A 17,842-nucleotide genomic window follows, 5' to 3' on the forward strand; every position below is an offset into this window, starting at 1 on the left:
CGCGCGCTACCCGTCGACCAGACCGGAGCGCCACGCCCACAGCGCGATCTCGACCCGGTTGCGGGCGTTGAGCTTGGTCTGGATGTTCCCCAGGTGGGTCTTGACCGTGCCGAGGGACACGAAGAGCGCGGCCGCGATCTCCGCGTTCGTCATGCCGTCGGCCACCAGCCGCACCACCTCGGTCTCGCGTGAGGACAGGTCGGACGCGGCCGGGGACCCCGTCCGCGGCGGCTGGATGCCCCTCAGCAGCCGGACCGTGATCGCCGGACTCACCAGCGCCTCGCCGGAATGGGCCGCCCGCACCGCCTCGGTGAGCAGTACCGGACCCGAGTCCTTGAGGAGGAAGCCGCAGGCACCGCTGTTGAGCGCCTCGTAGACGTAGGCGTCCTCGTCGAAGGTCGTGACGACCACGACCTTGGGGGCGGCCGCACCGGCGCGGTTCAGTTCGCGCAGCGCCTGCAGCCCGTCCAGCCGCGGCATGCGGATGTCCATCAGCACGACGTCCGGGTCGAGCTGCCGGCTGAGCTCCAGGGCCTGGACGCCGTCCTTCGCCTCGCCCACCACCTCGATGTCGTCCTCGGCGCCGAGGATCAGGGAGAAGCCGGTGCGGACCATGGCCTGGTCGTCCGCGAGCAGCACGCGGATGGTCATCGCGGGCCTCCCGCGGGGATACGGGCTCGGACGGTCCAGCCCTCGGGGGTCCTCGGACCGGCGGTGAAGGAGCCGCCGAGCGCCACGGCCCGGTCGCGGAGACCGGTCAGTCCGTAGCCGCCCCCCGACGAGAGGCCGTCGCGGCCGCGGCCGTCGTTGGAGACCTCGACCGTCACCGCGTCGGGCCGGGCCTCGCGGCCCACCAGGATCTCCAGGGCGCGCACGTCCTCGGCGTGCCTGCGGACGTTGGTCAGGGCCTCCATCACCACCCGGTGCACGGCCGACTGGACGTCGATCGGCACGTCGTCGAAGTCCCCGGCGATCCTCAGCCGCACCTTCACGTCGTCGCCGGAGGTGAAGTGGTCGGCGAGGGAGGCGATGTCGGTGATCGTGCCCATCGGTGTGAGACGGGCCTGCGAGCCGGGTTCGTGCAGCAGGGCGACCATGCGGCGGATGGCGGTCATCGCCTCGTCCCCGGCCGCCTCGATGCGCTCCAGGGCGGGGAGCACCGCCTGCGGCTGCTTGGCCGCGACGCTCTGGGCGGCCTGGGCGAGCACCACGATGCCGGTGACGTGGTGGGCGACGTAGTCGTGCAGGTCGGACGCGATGCTCGTGCGCTGGGCCAGCTGGTCGGCGATCGCCTGGCGCCGGCGGCCGGCCTGGAGCATGCGGGCCCACAGGCCCGTGGCGCCGGCGATGACACCGGCCAGCGCCAGGGCGAGGGAGACGACGGGGGTGATCCGCGTGGCCGACAGTTGCAGGGGCTGCAGGACCAGGCCGCCCAGCAGCAGCGGGATCGCGAGCGCGGCGCGCACCGGCTCCGCCCGCCAGGCGGTCAGCCCGATGACCATCAGGGTGACGGCGGCCACGGTGAGGCCGAACGGCAGGGCTTCCTGGAGACCGGACGAAAAGCGCATCGTCGCCAGCAGCATGACCGCGCCCAGGACCAGCGCGCCGGTGCCCAGCGCCTCACCCGACAGCCGCCACATGATCGTGGCGACGAGGGCCGCCAGCAGGATGGCGGGTGCGCCGGCCTGCCGCAGGTACAGATCCACGATCCCCAGGCCCAGCAGGATTCCGAGGCCCGCCATCCACACCACACTGCGCACCAGCCGCTCCAGCAAGCGGTTCGTGCCGTTGTTCACGTCGTCGTCCCTGCTCTCGATCCCTGCCCCGGCTCGTCGGACGGGCAGTGGGCCCTCCGCGGTTCCCTCCAGTGTCACCGAAGCGCCTCGGATGCCCCTGAGACGCCGCTCACTCCGGAGACCGCGCGGTGGCGCCCGGCCGGGGCCGGGACCGTCAGCGGGTCCCGGTCCGGGTCGCGGTCCGCGCTCCGGGCAGGACCCGGGTCCGCGGTCATGAGGTCCGAGCCCGCGCCGAGGACGGCGACTTCGAGGGCGGTGAGCGTGTAGACGCGGGCCGAGTGCAGCAGCCGGGGCAGGGAGAAGGACACGGGAAGCCTCCTGTGGTGGTGGACGGGTTCCCGGTCGCGGCCGGGAAGGACGGCGTTCAGGGCATCCAGCGGCACACTCATGCGTGACTCCGCTCGGCGGCCACGCCGTGGGGGCGGGCCAGGGTGCGGGGATCCGCGCGGAGGGCGCCGCGCACGAGTTCGTCCAGCAGCGCGGGATAGCCCAGCCCCTGCTGCGCGAACATCTTCGGGACCTGGGACCGGGCGGTCATGCCCGGCATGGTGTTGACCTCGTTCAGGACGGGCCCGTCGGCGGTCAGGAAGAAGTCGCACCGGGCGACCCCGCGGCACCCCAGTGCGGTGAACACGGCCAGCGACGCCTCGACCAGTTGGTCGTGCTCGTCGGCGGAGAGCGGGGCGGGTATGAGGAACCGGGCCCCTCCCTCGTACTTCTGCTCGGTGTCGAAGAAGCGTCCGTCGTCCAGGACGATCTCCAGCGGCGGTCCCACCGTCAGGCTGCCGTCCGCCCGCCGCAGCACGGCGAGATCCACCTCGCGGCCGACGACCAGCTGCTCGACCAGGACCCGGTCGTCGAGCCGCAGGGCCTCGGCGAGCGCCGGGGCGAGGTCCGGGGCCCGGAGGACGAGGGAGACGCCGTGGCTGGATCCGGCGGCGACGGGCTTCACCACGACCGGGCCGTCGAAGACCACCTGGTCCGCGTCGTCCGCCGTGACCAGGAGTCCGGGGGCCACGGCGACGCCGACCGCCTCGGCCACCAGCTTGGTCGCCCACTTGTCCATGGCCAGCGCTCCGCCCCTGACCCCCGCGCCGACGTACGGCACGTCCGCCAGGTCCAGCAGCGCGGCCAGCGTGCCGTCCTCGCCGTACGGGCCGTGGACGGCCGGGAAGGCCACGTCGCAGCCGGCCAGCAGCACCAGGGCGGCGGCCACGCTCTCCGCGGCGGTGCCCGCCAGCGGCCGCCCGTCGGCGTCCTGCCACCGTCCGTCCCGGCCGATGGTGAGGGCGAGGACGTCGTAGCGGGCGGGGTCGAGGGCGGAACGCACCGAGGCGGCGGACGCCAGGGAGACCTCGTGCTCGCAGTTGCGGCCGCCGCCGATCACGGCGACGCGGACGCGGCCCGCCCGCGAGGGCGTGGTGCGGGTCATGCGGCCACCGCCTGACGGCGCACGGTCCGGCGCGGGCGCGTGCCCAGACCGGTCACGATCTCGTGCTCCAGGGTGCCGGACCACCGGGCCCATTCCCTGACCGTGGGCTCGCCGCGGTCACCCGGCCCGAAGACGGTGGCGATCTCGCCGGGTACGGCCGGCCGGTCGCCGGTGTCGACGATGACCTGGTCCATGGAGATCCGGCCGGCGACACGGCACCTGCGTCCCCCGAGCAGGACCTCCGCCCGGCCGGACGCGGTGCGGGGGAGGCCGTCCGCGTACCCGACCGGCAGCAGGGCCAGATGCGTGCGCCGTTCCGCGCTCCAGGCGTGCCCGTAACCCGCCCGGGCGCCCGCCGGCACCGCGCGGACCGACACCACGGGCGCGGTCAGCGTGAGGGCGGGGCGCAGCCGGGTGGTGCCGGTCGGGTCGATGCCGAAGAGCCCGGCGCCGACCCGGGCGAGGTCGAAGCGGGTCCGGGGGTCGGTGAGGGTCGCCGACGTCGCGGCCAGATGCCGCCACCGGGGACGCAGTCCGGCCTCCGCCGCGGTGGCCACCGCGGCCCGGAACAGGGCGAGGGCGCGGTCGGTGCACGGGTCGCCGGGGGTGTCCGCGCAGCCGAGGTGGCTCATCACGCCCACGACCCGGACCAGGCCGTCGGCTTCCGCCTCCCGGGCCCGCCGGCACAGCTCCGGCCACGCCGCCGGCTCGGCGCCGTCGCGGCCCATCCCGGTGTCCAGCTGCAGATGCAGCCGCGCCGGGCGGCGGGTCCGGGCGGCGGCCCGCACCACGGCGGCCAGGTGCGCGGATCCGGGAACGGCCAGGGACACACCGGCCCGCAGCGCCTCGTCGAACGCGGCGTCCACCGGGTTGAGCCAGCTCAGGACCGGCACCCGGAAGCCGGCACCGCGCAGGAGCAGCGCCTCCTCCACCGACGCGACGCCGAGCGACGTCGCGCCCGCGCCGAGCGCGGCCGAAGCCGCCTCGGCGGCACCGTGCCCGAACCCGTCGGCCTTGACCACCGCCATCAGGCGGGTGGCCCGGGCGGCGAGGAACCGGGTGTTGGCGGCGATCGCCGCCGGGTCGAGCGACAGCTCCGCACCGTCCGCGCGGCCGGGCCGCCGGGGCGGCTCGACGACACGGAGGCCGGAGGCGATCGTTGGTGCGCAGTACATGCGGCGCCTTTCCTGGGGTCTCACGGCCGGTCCCGTGCCCAGGGGGTCACGAGGGCCGCCGGCCGTCGGGAGTGCCGAGTCCACGAGATGGAGCTCATGACCAGGAGGCTATGAAGCCGGTGCGCAGGCCGGCTTCGGGCAGAAGTCGGACCTGTCCGGGGGCGCTACGACTTTCGGCCGAGTGCGGACGTGGTCCTTCGGTGAGTGCGGTGAGTGCGCTGGAGGCCGCCGGTCACGCCGCTCACGCCGGCACGATACGCACCGCGCCGGCGCCGCCCATGGCTTCCGCCTCCCGGGTGTCCCGGGCACCGCGGTGGACGACGACGTTTCCCAGAGCGAGGGACACCTGCGTGACGAGGGCGGCGACGCCGTCCTCCCAGTCGTCCGGCCCGTCGGCGGGGCGGACGATGATCAGCTCCAGCACGTCCGCGGGATGCGTCGCCGTCCCCTCGACGACGGCGCCGCTCAGCGCGAGGTACTCCGGTGCCGGGTGAAGGTGGGCCCGCATCTGTTCGCGGACCGTGTCCGCCACCCGGCTGTGCAGGTGGGTCAGCTGGTGCAGGGCTCCCCAGGCGATGTGGCCGGGGACGAGACGTACGGCTTCGCCGCTGCGCCTGGGGGCGATGAGGCCGAGCAGACCGAGGCGGAAGAGCGCCGTCTCCAACTGGGTCGTCGTCACCGCGGCGGTGCCGGACAGCTCGTCGAGCGGCAGCGGCCGGCTCGCGTCGGCGGAGTGGTGACCGACGAGGGCGGTGAGGAGCCGTCCGGCCGTTCCGGGAACCAGGGCGGACAGCGGGGACCGGAAGTTCATGGCGCGTCTCTCCGTGGGAGGCAAGGGGTCTCGCCGGATTCGCGGGCAGGTGGCATCGACGACGAAGCCGACGAGAGTTCGGTGTCCGGGCGTTCGGTCGTCACGGCCGGCGGTGGGGCGTTCCCGAGGGCCGGTCGTTCACGAGCAGCGCGGTGACGGATTCCTGGAGCCTTTCGACGACGTCGAGGAATCCGGGCTTTCCCCACAGCGCCAGCCCCGGAGCGGCGATGAGTACGCCCGTCATGTGCACGGTCTCCGGGACGTCCCGGCCCGCGAAAGTGCGCAGCGCCGATGTGGCTCCGAGGGCCCATGCGCGGGTCGCCTCGCCGAGGGCGAACTCGTAGTGGAGGGGGGCCGCGGCGGCGGCCTCGTCGGCGTACCGGACCAGTTGACCGAGTTTTCCCTGCGCGCCGGTCAATTCCATGATGCCGAGGGTGGAGTGCAGCAGACCGTTCAGGACGACATGGACCTCTGTCCAGCCGTCCGCTTCGAGGCCGGCCAGCGCCTCCCGCACCGCGATGCCGTCGTGATGCGCGTAACCCCGGACAACGTCGATCGCGCGCTCGTGGGACGCCCTCCCGGTATTCTCGCTCATCTGGCCGACGCTATTGTTCGCCGGAGCGGCGGGAATCGGTCTCCCGGTGCATTGTGCATCGGAAAAAAGCACTAGGACTCCCGCCGCTCCTCCAGGAAGCGGATGCGCAATCAGGCCCCGGAAGCGTCCAGCATGGCCTCACGGTCGACGACCTTGACGCGCTCACGTCCCTCCGGCACGCCCAGGGCCCGCTCGTGGGCGTCCAGCCGGTACCAGCCCTCGCGCGTCGTGTAGCGAACACCGCGCTGTTCGAGGAACTCCACGACGGCGCCGGGGTCCGGCGCGGCCGGAGCGGGCAGCCGGCCGGCCGCATGGTCCTCCAGCAGACAGGCGACCGTCTCGTTGGCGTCGCCCTTGGTGTGCCCGATCAGGCCCACCGGCCCCCGCTTGATCCACCCCGTCACGTACACCGAGGCCATCGGCTCGTCGCCGTCGAGCACGCGGCCGGCCGCGTGCGGGACCGTCCCCGAGACCACGTCGAACGGCAGCTTCGGCAGCTCGTCCGAGTAGTAGCCCACCGCGCGGTACACGCTCCGCACGTCCCAGTCCGTGAAGCGCCCGGTACCGTGGACGTTGCCGGTGCCGTCGAGTTCGGTCCGCTCCGTCCGCAGCCCGGCGACGCGGCCCTGCTCGTCCAGCACCTCCACCGGGGACTCGAAGAAGTGCAGGAACAGCTTGTGCGGCCGGTCGCCGACGTCGCGGATGGCCCAGTTCTCCAGGGTCTTGGCGACCATGTCCGTCTGCTTGCTCGCGCGCCGGGCGGCGATCGAGCCCTCGTCGTAGTCGATGTCCTCCGGGGCGACGATGACCTCGATGTTCGGGGAGTGGTCCAGCTCCCGCAGTTCCATGGGCGTGAACTTGGCCTGCGCCGGGCCGCGGCGGCCGAACACGTGGATCTCCCGGGCCCTGTTGGCCTTGAGGCCGTCGTACACGTTCGGCGGGATCTCGGTTGGCAGCAGCTCGTCCGCCGTCTTGGCGAGGATGCGGGCCACGTCCAGGGCGACGTTGCCGACGCCGAGCACGGCCACCTTCTCCGCCGTCAGCGGCCAACTGCGCGGCCCGTCGGGGTGCCCGTCGTACCAGGAGACGAAGTCCGCCGCACCGTAGGAGGCGTTGAGGTCGATCCCGGGGATGTCCAGCGCCCGGTCGGAGATCGCGCCGGTCGAGAAGACCACCGCGTCGTAGAAGGCGCGCAGATCGTCCAGGTCGATGTCACCGGGATAGTCGACGTTGCCGAACAGACGCACCTGCGGCTTGTCGAGAACCTGATGGAGAGCTTCGACAATGCCCTTGATCCGGGGGTGGTCCGGTGCCACGCCGTAGCGTATGAGACCGAAAGGTGCGGGCATGCGCTCGAACAGGTCGACGGACACACCCGGTTCCCGCGCGGATTCGGATTTCAGCAGCGCGTCCGCCGCGTAGATTCCAGCAGGGCCTGCACCGACGATGGCTATACGAATCGGACGCGACATGAAACAAATACCTCCCGAATTGCGGTACCGCGTAACGAGCCGGTAATTTCCTTTCCGCGGCGCCACCGACTCTATCCGATGGCTCCCCGCGCCTTGGAACCGGCTCTTAGTCCTACGACTTTGTGCCCGGCCGAATGGCACTTCCGGCCGGTGCGGAACCCCACTCGGGCGGTGCGGGAACAGGCGCCCGCCCCCGTTGTGCGGGCGCCGGGAGGGGTCGTCGGGCCCCCTCGGTCTCGGTCTCGGCGTGACGGCGGACCCGGGGCGCGGCAGCGCTCGACGTGGTGGTATCTGCTGAGCGGCCCGCGTGCACGTGCCGGTCCGGCTCTCGGGTGCAGGACGGCTTTCCTTGGGGAATCGCGCGCGCCAGGACAGCGTAAAGAAATCGTCGGTGGGGCGGATCCGGCACAGGATTTCCACTTCCGGTCCCGGACGACTTCCTTGACGCAAACGAACGATCCGTCTCGTGATCGGAATTCGGCCGAACGGAATTCACCATCGGCCGCCGAGGGGCGCGACGGTGCGCACGACTCCCGTGCATTCGGAGAGGACAGCGGTCGACTCCCCGATCACGACTTCCGACACAATGCCCGGCAACTCCGTCGCATCTGACGATGCGACCACGAACGCCCGCGTCAGCCGCCGCCACGCCCTCGGCCTGCCCAGCACGACACGCCCTCGCTCACGTCGCGCCCGGCAAGACCGGGGGCTCGCCGGTGCAGGGCCTGCACCTGACCTTCGGCGCCGACCCGAGCACCCGGATGGTCGTCTCCTGGCTCACCGACGGCCCCGTCAAGCGGCCGCTCGTCCGCTACGGGACGTTCGGCGGCGACGTCGGCTCCAGCGTCGCGGGCAGCGAGACCCTCACCCCGAACCGGGCCTCGCACGCCACGGAGGTCGTCGACACCTCATTCGGCGCCGTGCACATGCCGGCACGAACAACCGGTCGTTCTTCAAGGACGGCGCCGCCAAGGTCATCACCTGCTTCGACAGCACGGGCGGCTCTTTCTGCGCCAGGGAGCAGGCGGTCCGGCGCGGCACCCGCGACGAGGACCACTCCTACGGCTTCGCGGCCTTCACCGTCGACCCGGCAAGTACGTGACCTGCTACAACGTGAACCAGCCGAACGGCGAGCTGTCGGTCTTCGAGAAGTCCACCCCGCAGCGCAAGCGTTCCGGCGGCAGGCACTGACTCCACAACCCCCGACAGGGGGCGGGGCGGGGCGTCGGCGCGCCCCGCCCCACCCCCTCCGCTCGACCGGGTCAGTGACCGGGCGGCGTGTACCGCAGGTGCCGCCGTTCGGCCAGCTCCTCCGCGCTCACCACGGTCAGGACCGGGGAACCCGGAGCCGCGAACATGGTCACCACCAGCTGCGACTGGGCGTCCTGGAGGTTGTTGCCGCCCTGGTAGTGGATCACCTCGCCGCCGGGCTCGAACAGCGCGTCACCGGCCTTCAGCACCCGGGGCGGCTCTCCCTCCAGCTCGAAGATGATCTCGCCCTGTGTCACGTAGCCGAACAGCGGCCCGGGGTGCCGGTGCGGCGGCGCACCGGGGTCACCGGGCGACAGCGTGACGCGGATGGTCCTGGCCTCGGCGCCGTCCGGGATTCGGGGCGCCGCTTCCGGCAGGGTCGCGATCACCTCGACACCCGGGGGCAGGTGCGTGTGCTCAGCACTCATGAATTCCTCCAAACAGGGACTGTCCGCAGTGACGACCGGACGGTCCCCTCGTTTGTGACAGCCGGACCGCGGGTGAACCCGCCCGGGCCCGGGCGGGGTTCGCACGCCCGGACGCACGCGCGCACCCCGGGCGGGTGTGTCGCACGCGACACCGGTGACTGTCACATCTCGCCGGCTTCCCCGGTCAGCTGTGAGGACGGCGATGCGACCCCGGCCCACGCGTCGCGTCGCGTCGCCCGTGCCGCTCCCGCTCGAAAGGCTTCTCATGGCAGGCCATGGCTCTCCCGAACCCGGCGGTGACAGTCCCCTCCCGTGGCCGTTCCGTTCTTCCGGGGACCCGGCCCTCGGCTTCGACCGCGGTCGTACGCCCGTGGGCAAGTACGGTGTGCTCGTCGGGTACAACGGGTCCGCGCGCAGCAAGAGGGCGCTGTCGTACGCGGCCGGGATGGCGCGGCGTTCCGGCACCGCGCTCGTCGTCGTCCACGTCTCACGACAGAACGCGGTCGCGGCGTTCTTCGGGTTCGAGCCGCCGGTCGTCGCGCGGAATCCGTACTGCGGCACGCAGACGCTGGCGCAGCAACTGGCCTGCGAGGACCATCTGTCGGGGCTGTCATGGACCCTTGTCCGGTGCAGCGGCGTCGTCGCCGACGAATTGGAGAAGGCCGGCCGCAAGTACCGGGCGAACGCCATCATCGTGGGCCGGTCGCGCGGGGCCGGCGGCAAGCTCTTCCGCTCGATCTCCCGCACACTGATGCGCCGGGCCCACCAGCCGGTCATCGTCGTTCCCTGACCGGCGGCACCATGGACGCGCGGTCGATGCCGCGGGCGTCAGCGCTGGGCGAGCCACTCGTCGAACGTCGTGCGGCTCGTCCTGGCCTGAGCCCCGGCGAGCAGTGACCGCTGCTGCAGGGCGGCGCCGAAGAACCAGGCGTGGGCGTCGGTGACGACGTCCCGCGTGTCGCACCGCGCCGCCAGCAGCTTCACCGCGAGTTCGTCGAGCCGGTACTCTTCCGGACCCGCGATCGCGAGGGTGCCGAACAGCGGCTCTCCCATGGCGACGTGCGCGACAGTGGTGGCGACGTCGTCCGAGGACACCGGCCGCATCAGGGCGGGAGCGACGTGCACGCCGCTGTCCCCGGGCGCGTCCGCGAGCACGGTGGCCTCGACACACTCGAAGGACGGCGCGGCACGCACGATCGAGTGGGGGATCGGAGAGCGCCGCACCTGCTCCTCCAGCAGCAGCTTCGCGCGGAACCAGCCGGACAGCAGTTGCTCGGTCCCCACGGCGGAGAGGATCACATGATGTGCGACTCCCGCCTTCTCCGCCGCGGCCAGCAGCCCGGTCGTGGTGGAGCGGAAGTGGCGCAGGCTGGTCTGCTCGGCGGGCGAGGCGGTATAGGTGACGTCCACCACGACATCGGCGCAGCGCAGGGCCCGCTCCAGGTCGCGGTCCGTCACGGCGTCGGGGCCTTCGCGACGGGTGAGGGGGACGACGTCCGCACCGCGTTCCCGCAGCATGGAGATGGTCTTGGAGCCGACCAGACCGGTGGCCCCTGCCACAACGACTCTCATGCGGGCCCACTTCCTTCAGGGGGTTCGGCGACCCCGCTGGTCCTCTGGTGGCGGTCAAGCCGGCCGCTCCCTTCACCGTGACCGGGCCCGGACCGTCGTTGTGACAGCTTGTGGTCGGCGGGGGTGGAGTCGTCCGTCACAGTGCGCGTCACACCGAGGGGCGGACGACCCCGTCACAAGTCACTCGGAGACATACGCATGCCAGTCCGGGCGACCTCCCGGTCCTTGCCCGACGACTCGGCGGCGATCTCGTCGATCCGCGCCATCAGTTCGTCGAGGGGCGACAGCACATGGACAGGGGTCGGGCGGAACCACCCGACGGGAACGGCAGCCGGCGTCACAGAGTGCGGGAGGCCCATGAAGGCGGATGCGGCCGTCCGGGTAGCGGCCAACGTCGAAGCGGAGGTGCGGTTCTCGCCGCCACGGCAAGGGCGGTGCCGACGACCGTGCGGACCGCTCCGCCGCGTTGTCCGGAGACCACGGGGCTCGCCGTGTGTCGTCCCGACGCCGACGCGGCCGTCCTCCGCCTGCGCGAAGTGATCGCTCGCGCACAGGCGTGACCCCGGGCCCGATCGGCCTACGGCGTCGGGGGCAGGACGGAGCGGACCGCGTCCTCACTGCGGGCCACGACGGCGGTCCCGTCGTCCGCGGTGATGATCGGCCGCTGGATGAGGACCGGGTGCCGGGTCAGCGCGTCGATCCACTGCTCGCGGGTGGAGGCGTCCCGGGCCCACGCCGTCAGACCGATGTCGGCCGCGACCGGTTCACCCGTGCGTGCGATGTCCCAGGGCTCCAGGACGAGCCGGTCCAGCAGCGCGGTGAGCTCGGCCGCGGTGGGCGGGTCGTCAAGGTAGCGCCGTACGGTGTATGCGACCCCCTCGTCGTCGAGGACGGCGAGTGCCGAACGGCACTTCGAGCAGGCCGGATTGATCCAGATCTCCAAGGCTTCGCCTTCTCTGTCGGAGCGGACGCGGTCGACGGGTCCGCCGTTCAGGCGGTGACCCCGGTCAGTGCGAGGAACTCGGCGCGGGACCTGGGGTCGTGGCGCAGCAGTCCGAGCAGGCTGGAGGTCACGGTCGTCGAGCCGGTGGCCAGGACGCCGCGCAGGCTCATGCAGGTGTGCTCGGCCACGATGACCACCCCGACGCCCTGGGGGTCGAGCTGGGTCTGCAGCCAGTCGGCGATCTGCTTGGTGAGGCGTACCTGCACCTGGGGAGCCTTTCACCTCGACAAGCTCGTCGACGCGGGCCTGCTGCGCGCGCGGTACGAGAACCCGGGCGGGATCCGCAAGGTCGGCCGCAAACCGAAGGTCTACGAACCGACCGAGACGGACCTCCGCGTCAGCATCCCCGAGCGCCGCTCCGACGTGATCGCCGAGATCCTCATGGACGCCGTCCTGGCGGAACGGCCCGGCGAGGACGCCCGGGCGGCGGCCCTGCGCACCGCCCGCGACCGCGGCCGGCAGACGGGGGCGGCCGAACGCGCCCGCATCCGCCCGGGCCGCCTCGGCCCCGAGCGTTCCCTCGGTGTCAGCGAGCCGCTGCTGGAGCGGTTCGGGTTCGAACCCGACCGGCAAGGGCCGACCCTGCTCCGCCTGCTCAACTGCCCGTTCCACCAACTGGCGGCGCGCTCACCGGAACTGATCTGCGGCATCAACCACGCGTTCCTCGCCGGCATGCTCGACGGCCTGCAGGCCACCGGCGTCGACGCCGTACTCGCCCCGAGCCCGGGCCGATGCTGTGTGGAAGTACGCGAGCCCTCCGACGACGCCCGGGCCCGCACTCAGGCGGAAGACACCGCGTACGTACGCGAAGAGGCCGCCGGGCGCCCCGAGGCCTGAGCGCGGAGGCGCGCGAGCGGCGCAGCCCGCGCGCCGAGCCGCCGAACCAGGCGGCCGCACCGGCCTGTTGCCCCGTCCCCGCGGCACGCCGAATTCACGGGGAGATCCGCCGCCGTCCCCCCGGACGCGTCACGGCCGACGAACCCGTCTGATCGCGTCACTCTTGCGCCATGGCGCAAGAGTGACGTGTGCGACCCCTTGAACAACGGCGGGGGCGGCCAGAGGATCCAGTGATCTTTCGCACTTCGCCCGCTCATCGCCGCGTCACAGGAGTCTTCCTTGCCCAAGGTTCCCATTCCCCGGCCCGGGCCGATCGCCCTCGCCGTGGCTGCCGCGCTGGCACTCGGCGTCATACCGGCGACAGCCGCCGTGTCCGCGTACTCCGTCGGTGAGGCGTCGCACAACGACGCCGGACACCGGATCCCCGGCACTGCCGGCACGCACACCGTCACCCTGATCACGGGTGACAAGGTCACCGTCGGGACCGCCGCCGACGGCACCGTCGTGCACTCCTTCCAGGCCGCGAGCGGAGCCACCACCGGCTTCCACCGTGCTGTCCTGGACGGTGCCACCTACGTCTACCCCGACTCCGCGCTGCCGTACGTGAGCGCCGGGAAGCTCGACAAGCAGCTCTTCAACGTGACGCGGCTGATCGCCGAGGGTTACGACGACGCGCACAGCTCCCGGCTGCCGCTGATCCTGCGCTACACCGACGCCGCCGCCAGGTCCCGCAGCCGGGCGAAGGTGGCCGGCTCGACCGACGTCCGCCGCCTGGACAGCATCCAGGGCGCGGCCCTGGGTCAGAACCACCGGCAGGCACCGGAGTTCTGGTCCTCGCTGACCGGGGGCTCCGCCGCCGCGGCCCGCTCCGCCACGCCGTCCTTCGCGGGCGGCGTCGCCAAGGTGTGGCTCGACGGCAAGGTGAAGGCCGACCTGGCCGACTCCACCGCGCAGATCGGCGCGAACAAGGTCTGGGCGGAGGGCGACACCGGCCAGGGCGTGAAGGTCGCGATGCTCGACAGCGGCGCGGACACCGAACACCCGGACCTGGCAGGGCAGGTGTCCGACAGCGCCAGCTTCGTGCCCGGCGAGGACGACATCGCCGACTACAACGGCCACGGCACGCACGTCGCCTCGACCATCGTCGGCACGGGCAGCGCCTCCGACGGCAAGGAGCGGGGTGTCGCCTCCGGCGCCCGGCTGGCCGTCGGCAAGGTGCTCAACTCCGAGGGCAGCGGCCAGGAGTCCTGGATCATCGCGGGCATGGAGTGGGCCGCCCGCGACCAGAAGGCCAGGATCATCAGCATGAGCCTGGGCGGGGCCGGGGACAAGTCCGACCCGATGAGCCAGGCCGTCGACGAACTCAGCAGCGAGACCGGCGCGTTGTTCGTGATCGCGGCGGGGAACGGCGGCCCGCACTCCATCAGCAGCCCCGGCGCCGCGGACTCCGCGCTGACCGTCGGAGCCGTCGACTCCACCGACACACTCGCGGACTTCTCCAGCCAGGGCCCGCGCGACGGCGACGGCGGCCTGAAGCCCGAGATCACCGCGCCCGGCGTCGACATCGTCGCGGCACGCTCGCACTACAAGCGGGGCTCCGGCTACTACACCACGATGAGCGGCACGTCGATGGCGACGCCGCACGTCGCCGGTGCCGCCGCGCTCCTCGCCTCCGCGCACCCCGACTGGACGGGCGCCCAGCTCAAGGAGGCGCTGGTCAGCAGCGCCAAGGCGACCCCGGCGTACACCCCGTACCAGGCGGGCGCGGGCCGGCTCGACGCACTCGCGGCCGTGCACACCACGGTCTTCGCCACCACGAGCGCCTACTCCGGCTTCTACACCTGGCCCCCGAAGCCGGGGCAGACCGACACCCAGACGGTGACGTACACCAACGTCGGCGACGCACCGGTCGGCCTCGACCTGGCGGTCGACGGCACCGTCCCGGCGGGGCTGTTCAGCCTCTCCGCCGACCACGTCACCGTGCCCGCCCACGGCACCGCCACGGCCACCCTGACCGCGGATCTGGAGAAGCTGGGCGGCGACCAGTCGATCAGCGCCATGATCACCGGTACGGACGGCAGCGGCGCGGTCCGCGCCCGGACCCTCATCGGCGCGGCCCGCGAGGGCCAGCGGCAGAATCTGACCGTCGTCGCCAAGGACCGTTCGGGCAAGCCGCTGGAGGGCCGGGTGGTCCTCACCGCCGAGCACCTCTTCACGGTGATGGACCTCGACGCGTCCGGCACCGGCACGGCCCGGCTGCCCGTCGGCAGCTACAGCGGCTGGCTCACCGGCGACGTGCAGGGCGCCGAAGGCCCGCACTCGCGCGGCATGGTGCTGCTCGCCTTCAACGACGTGAAGCTGGACCAGGACCGCACCGTCACGCTGGACGGCCGCAACGCACGCCGGATCCTGGCGCGCGTGCCGCAGCAGACCACCGCCGTCGCGCCGCGCCTGGACGCCCACCGGTCCTTCACCGACAGCCTGGTGGAGACCTCGATGCTGCCGGACCCGTCGTACGACAGCATCTGGGCGCTGCCGACCGGCAAGAAGGTCACCGACGGCGAGTTCGAGACCGGCGCGCGCTTCCGCCTCGAACAGCCCGCGCTGACCCTGGGCACGAAGTCGACGACCTTCAACGACCCGCTGGTCAAGCGCGCGGCCACGCCGCTGCCCGCCGGTACCCGGAACCTGACGGCGGTCTTCGCCGGTGACGGCACGGCCGAGGAGCTCGCGCGGCAGAGCGTTCGCGGCAAGGCCGTCGTGGTGCGCGGCGCCGGCACGAAGGGGATCCAGGCACAGGCGGAGGCCGCCGCGGCGGCCGGCGCCCGGCTGCTGCTGGTCGTCAACGACGGCGTCGGCCGTCTGCAGCCCTGGGACGAGAACCCCTGGAGCCCGGAGAGCCCGGCCCCGGTGACGGTGGCGACGCTCAACGCCGACCAGGGCGCCGACCTGCTCGGACAGCTCCGGCACGGCGCGGTCTCGCTGAAGGTCACCTCGCACCCCACGACCGACTACCTCTACGACGTCGTGCACCACTGGACGGGTGCCGTTCCGGCGGACCCGACCTGGCGTGAGGAGTCCAAGGACCTCGGCCGGGTGGACGTCTCCTTCCGGAACTACCGGCAGGGCAAGGCGATGGAGTTCCGTCCGGACGTCTGGCGCGGCTGGGCCGTCGGCAACCAGCTCACCGCGCCCGCCCAGGGCGAGCGCACCGACTGGGTCACCGCCGGCACCACGTGGCTGGACGACGCCTTCATCCAGGGCGAGACCGGGCAGCACTCGATCGACCCGCTGACCTACCCGGCGCGCAAGACCGGCAAGGTCAGCTGGTTCGGCCCGATCCAGCGGCCCCGCATGGGGCCGATCAACTACCAGCCCGTGCGCTACCTCGACACGATGTACATCACCGCGCCCGGCTGGGGCGACTCGGGGTCCGGCCACGTCGGCGAGGCCGGCGCGAACTTCGACGTCAAGGACTGGATGTCGCTCTACCAGGGCGACCAGCAGCTCGACTGGGGCAACGCCGAGTACCTGCAGGTTCCCGGCCTCGGCGCCGAGCGCCTGCCCTACCGGCTGGTCCTCGACAACGACCGCGGCACCTGGGCCAGCCCGTACTCGACGCACACGCTGACCGAGTGGGACTTCACCTCCGCGGTCACCGGCAGCGACGCGGTGATGTCCCTGCCGCTCATCCAGCTCGACTACGGCGTGGACACCGACAAGGCGGGCCGTGCCGACCGGCACGCCGCCCTGACGGTGACCGCCTCGCACCTGCCGGGCACCACGGCGACCATCGGGAAGCCGACCGTCGAGGTGTCGTACGACGACGGTGCGACCTGGCAGCGGACCGACCCGAGCCGGTGCGACGACGGATGGCGGACGAACCTCCGTGCGCCGCGGTCCGCCGACTTCGTCACCCTCCGGGTCGGTGCCCGGGACAACGCGGGCAACACCGTCTCGCAGACGATCACCCGGGCCTTCGGCCTGCGCTGACGTCACACCCCGGGAGGTCACCGGGACAGCACCGCGTGGGCGGGGCCGCAGCCGGCGGCCCCGCCCACGCGGCGTCCGCGGGGCCGGGCGGGAGCCGGGAGCCGTCGCCCGGCTCGGCAAGCCGTGCCGGCGTGCCGCCGATAGAGTGATCACCACACGCCCCCCGGCGTGGACGTCTTCGGACCGGACGTCGGGCAGGCCCACCGGGAAGGTGACGACGCCCATGGCCGGACAGTTCAGTTGCCGGAGGATCTACGAGGACACCACCTCGCGGGACGGCAAGCGCGTACTCGTCGACCGCTTGTGGCCCCGCGGAATGAGCAAGGAGCGGGCGCACCTGGACGAATGGCTCCGCGACGTGGCGCCCTCGGCCGACCTGCGGCAGTGGTACCACCACGACCAGGAGCGCTTCACGGAGTTCCGGGACCGCTACATCGGCGAGCTGAAGGACGCCGAACACCGCCCGGCCGTGCAGCACTTGCGCGACCTCGCCGCCCGCGACAAGGTCACCCTGCTCACCGCCACCAAGGACCTCGACCACAGTGAGGCCGCCGTGCTCGCCCAATGGCTGGGCGCCGCCGGCAGGGCCTGAGCCCGCCGCCGCTCACATCCCGGCGAGCACCCGCTCCAGACCCCGCACGACGGACGAGCGCCAGCCCTGGCCCATGATCCTGTGCGCCATCCGCTGGGCCGGATCGTCCGGGTCGAAGCCCTCGTGCACGAGGAAGAGCCGCGTCCCGCGCCCCTCGGGCTCCAGGGTCCAGGTGATCGTCCAGTCGGCCGCGGAGCCGGGGGAGTTCCCCGACCCGGCGGACGCGTCGCGCCAGCGGACGCGGAGCATCCGCTCCGTCTCGTAGCCGAGGACCTCCACCAGCACGGTGCCGGAGAAGCCGGTGTTGGGGCGCGGCACGGCGTTCATCGTGTACCGGTGCCCGACTTCGAGCCGGAAGTCGCCGGGCATCAGCCACTGGGCGAGCAGTTCCGGCTCGGTCAGGGCGCGCCAGACCTTGGCCGGGGGGTGCGGGAGGAACTGGGCGACGCGGAGCGTCGTGAGGTCGTCCTCGAACTCGTCCCCGCCTCCGTGGCCGCCGTGGTGTGTGCTCATGGCCGCTCGTCGTCCGGCATCCGGTCCAGGAGCGCGCCGAGCCCCTTGAGCCTGGTCCGCCAGAACCGCTCGTACGGGTGGAGCCAGTCCTGCACCTCGGCCAGCGGGGCGGCCTCCAGCCGGTAGATGCGCTGCCTGCCCCGGCGTTCCTCGGAGACGAGACCGGCCTCCCGGAGGACCTTCAGATGCTCCGAGAGGCTCGGCCTGCGCATGTCGAAGTGGTCGGCGAGTGTCTGCACCGGCTGAGGGCCCTGCTCCCGCAGCAGCGTCAGCACCTCGCGGCGGGTGGCATTGGCGAGGGCCGCGAACAACCGGTCCTCGTGGGCGGCACGGGTCGTGCCGTCTGCCGTGACGCTCGTGGTGACCACCCGG

The 17,842-nt window shown here is 72.6% G+C and carries 17 protein-coding genes and 1 pseudogene; 4 read left to right on the forward strand and 14 right to left on the reverse strand.

The window, feature by feature from the left end:
- Positions 1–6: 6 nt before the first annotated feature.
- The 9 genes from ACFYXS_RS04765 to ACFYXS_RS04805 form a co-directional block, all read right to left on the reverse strand.
- Positions 7–651, reverse strand: a complete 645-nt coding sequence (locus ACFYXS_RS04765) for a response regulator (RefSeq protein WP_389243872.1) — start codon at positions 649–651, stop codon at positions 7–9.
- Positions 648–1,796 (reverse strand): sensor histidine kinase, encoded by a 1,149-nt coding sequence (locus tag ACFYXS_RS04770; protein WP_389243874.1) that lies wholly within the window; start codon positions 1,794–1,796, stop codon positions 648–650. Before ACFYXS_RS04770 ends, ACFYXS_RS04765 begins: the two co-directional genes overlap by 4 nt.
- 74 nt (positions 1,797–1,870) lie before the next feature.
- Positions 1,871–2,185, reverse strand: a complete 315-nt coding sequence (locus ACFYXS_RS04775) for a hypothetical protein (RefSeq protein ID WP_389243876.1) — start codon at positions 2,183–2,185, stop codon at positions 1,871–1,873.
- Positions 2,182–3,228 (reverse strand): D-alanine--D-alanine ligase family protein, encoded by a 1,047-nt coding sequence (locus tag ACFYXS_RS04780; RefSeq protein WP_389243878.1) that lies wholly within the window; start codon positions 3,226–3,228, stop codon positions 2,182–2,184. The genes ACFYXS_RS04775 and ACFYXS_RS04780 overlap by 4 nt, the downstream gene beginning before the upstream one ends.
- Entirely contained in the window at positions 3,225–4,403 is a 1,179-nt protein-coding gene (gene alr, locus ACFYXS_RS04785) for an alanine racemase (protein WP_389243880.1), read from the reverse strand. Before alr ends, ACFYXS_RS04780 begins: the two co-directional genes overlap by 4 nt.
- A gap of 241 nt (positions 4,404–4,644) precedes the next feature.
- Positions 4,645–5,214 (reverse strand): hypothetical protein, encoded by a 570-nt coding sequence (locus tag ACFYXS_RS04790; RefSeq protein ID WP_389243882.1) that lies wholly within the window; start codon positions 5,212–5,214, stop codon positions 4,645–4,647.
- A gap of 100 nt (positions 5,215–5,314) precedes the next feature.
- Positions 5,315–5,809 (reverse strand): hypothetical protein, encoded by a 495-nt coding sequence (locus ACFYXS_RS04795; RefSeq protein WP_389243884.1) that lies wholly within the window; start codon positions 5,807–5,809, stop codon positions 5,315–5,317.
- Positions 5,810–5,919: 110 nt separating this feature from the next.
- Positions 5,920–7,281 (reverse strand): FAD-dependent oxidoreductase, encoded by a 1,362-nt coding sequence (locus ACFYXS_RS04800; protein WP_389243886.1) that lies wholly within the window; start codon positions 7,279–7,281, stop codon positions 5,920–5,922.
- Positions 7,282–8,543: 1,262 nt separating this feature from the next.
- On the reverse strand, positions 8,544–8,960 hold the full coding sequence (locus ACFYXS_RS04805) for a cupin domain-containing protein (RefSeq protein WP_389243888.1): 417 nt from the start codon (positions 8,958–8,960) through the stop codon (positions 8,544–8,546).
- A 370-nt stretch (positions 8,961–9,330) separates the two neighbouring features.
- Between ACFYXS_RS04805 and ACFYXS_RS04810 the strand changes: the two genes are divergently transcribed.
- On the forward strand, positions 9,331–9,750 hold the full coding sequence (locus ACFYXS_RS04810; RefSeq protein WP_389243890.1) for a universal stress protein: 420 nt from the start codon (positions 9,331–9,333) through the stop codon (positions 9,748–9,750).
- 38 nt (positions 9,751–9,788) lie between these two features.
- On the opposite strand, the gene ACFYXS_RS04815 is transcribed toward ACFYXS_RS04810, so the two are convergent.
- The 3 genes and pseudogenes from ACFYXS_RS04815 to ACFYXS_RS04825 form a co-directional block, all read right to left on the reverse strand.
- Positions 9,789–10,532 (reverse strand): SDR family oxidoreductase, encoded by a 744-nt coding sequence (locus ACFYXS_RS04815; protein WP_389243892.1) that lies wholly within the window; start codon positions 10,530–10,532, stop codon positions 9,789–9,791.
- Positions 10,533–11,109: 577 nt separating this feature from the next.
- Positions 11,110–11,475, reverse strand: a complete 366-nt coding sequence (locus tag ACFYXS_RS04820) for an ArsC/Spx/MgsR family protein (protein ID WP_389243894.1) — start codon at positions 11,473–11,475, stop codon at positions 11,110–11,112.
- Between the two features lie 47 nt (positions 11,476–11,522).
- Positions 11,523–11,747 (reverse strand): annotated as a pseudogene (locus ACFYXS_RS04825) (GTP cyclohydrolase I); the annotation flags it as partial.
- On the opposite strand from ACFYXS_RS04825, the gene ACFYXS_RS04830 reads away from it, so the two are divergent.
- The 3 genes from ACFYXS_RS04830 (at position 11,725) to ACFYXS_RS04840 (ending at position 16,957) form a co-directional block, all read left to right on the forward strand.
- Positions 11,725–12,372, forward strand: a complete 648-nt coding sequence (locus tag ACFYXS_RS04830) for a transcriptional regulator (protein WP_389243896.1) — start codon at positions 11,725–11,727, stop codon at positions 12,370–12,372. The pseudogene ACFYXS_RS04825 and the gene ACFYXS_RS04830 sit on opposite strands and share 23 nt — an antisense overlap.
- A 279-nt stretch (positions 12,373–12,651) precedes the next feature.
- On the forward strand, positions 12,652–16,365 hold the full coding sequence (locus tag ACFYXS_RS04835; RefSeq protein WP_389243898.1) for a S8 family serine peptidase: 3,714 nt from the start codon (positions 12,652–12,654) through the stop codon (positions 16,363–16,365).
- A 223-nt stretch (positions 16,366–16,588) separates the two neighbouring features.
- Positions 16,589–16,957, forward strand: coding sequence for a DUF488 domain-containing protein (locus tag ACFYXS_RS04840; protein WP_389243900.1), 369 nt, complete (start codon positions 16,589–16,591; stop codon positions 16,955–16,957).
- A gap of 12 nt (positions 16,958–16,969) precedes the next feature.
- Here the strand turns inward: ACFYXS_RS04840 and ACFYXS_RS04845 are convergent, their stop codons facing one another.
- The gene (locus tag ACFYXS_RS04845) at positions 16,970–17,470 is read right to left on the reverse strand and encodes an SRPBCC domain-containing protein (RefSeq protein WP_389243902.1); all 501 of its coding nucleotides are present in this window, start codon (positions 17,468–17,470) and stop codon (positions 16,970–16,972) included.
- Entirely contained in the window at positions 17,467–17,838 is a 372-nt protein-coding gene (locus ACFYXS_RS04850; RefSeq protein WP_389243904.1) for an ArsR/SmtB family transcription factor, read from the reverse strand. Before ACFYXS_RS04850 ends, ACFYXS_RS04845 begins: the two co-directional genes overlap by 4 nt.
- Between the last annotated feature and the right edge of the window lie 4 nt (positions 17,839–17,842).

Origin of the sequence: Streptomyces sp. NPDC002574, assembly GCF_042889545.1 — a bacterium.
Classification (GTDB): Bacteria; Actinomycetota; Actinomycetes; order Streptomycetales; family Streptomycetaceae; genus Actinacidiphila.

Coding starts and splice junctions, on each gene's coding strand:
- ACFYXS_RS04795 (WP_389243884.1), bottom strand. CDS start 5,809: ATGAGCGAGAATACCGGGAGGGCGTCCCACGAGCGCGCGATCGACGTT.
- ACFYXS_RS04800 (WP_389243886.1), bottom strand. CDS start 7,281: ATGTCGCGTCCGATTCGTATAGCCATCGTCGGTGCAGGCCCTGCTGGA.
- alr (WP_389243880.1), bottom strand. CDS start 4,403: ATGTACTGCGCACCAACGATCGCCTCCGGCCTCCGTGTCGTCGAGCCG.
- ACFYXS_RS04790 (WP_389243882.1), bottom strand. CDS start 5,214: ATGAACTTCCGGTCCCCGCTGTCCGCCCTGGTTCCCGGAACGGCCGGA.
- ACFYXS_RS04780 (WP_389243878.1), bottom strand. CDS start 3,228: ATGACCCGCACCACGCCCTCGCGGGCGGGCCGCGTCCGCGTCGCCGTG.
- ACFYXS_RS04805 (WP_389243888.1), bottom strand. CDS start 8,960: ATGAGTGCTGAGCACACGCACCTGCCCCCGGGTGTCGAGGTGATCGCG.
- ACFYXS_RS04840 (WP_389243900.1), top strand. CDS start 16,589: ATGGCCGGACAGTTCAGTTGCCGGAGGATCTACGAGGACACCACCTCG.
- ACFYXS_RS04815 (WP_389243892.1), bottom strand. CDS start 10,532: ATGAGAGTCGTTGTGGCAGGGGCCACCGGTCTGGTCGGCTCCAAGACC.
- ACFYXS_RS04775 (WP_389243876.1), bottom strand. CDS start 2,185: ATGAGTGTGCCGCTGGATGCCCTGAACGCCGTCCTTCCCGGCCGCGAC.
- ACFYXS_RS04845 (WP_389243902.1), bottom strand. CDS start 17,470: ATGAGCACACACCACGGCGGCCACGGAGGCGGGGACGAGTTCGAGGAC.
- ACFYXS_RS04765 (WP_389243872.1), bottom strand. CDS start 651: ATGACCATCCGCGTGCTGCTCGCGGACGACCAGGCCATGGTCCGCACC.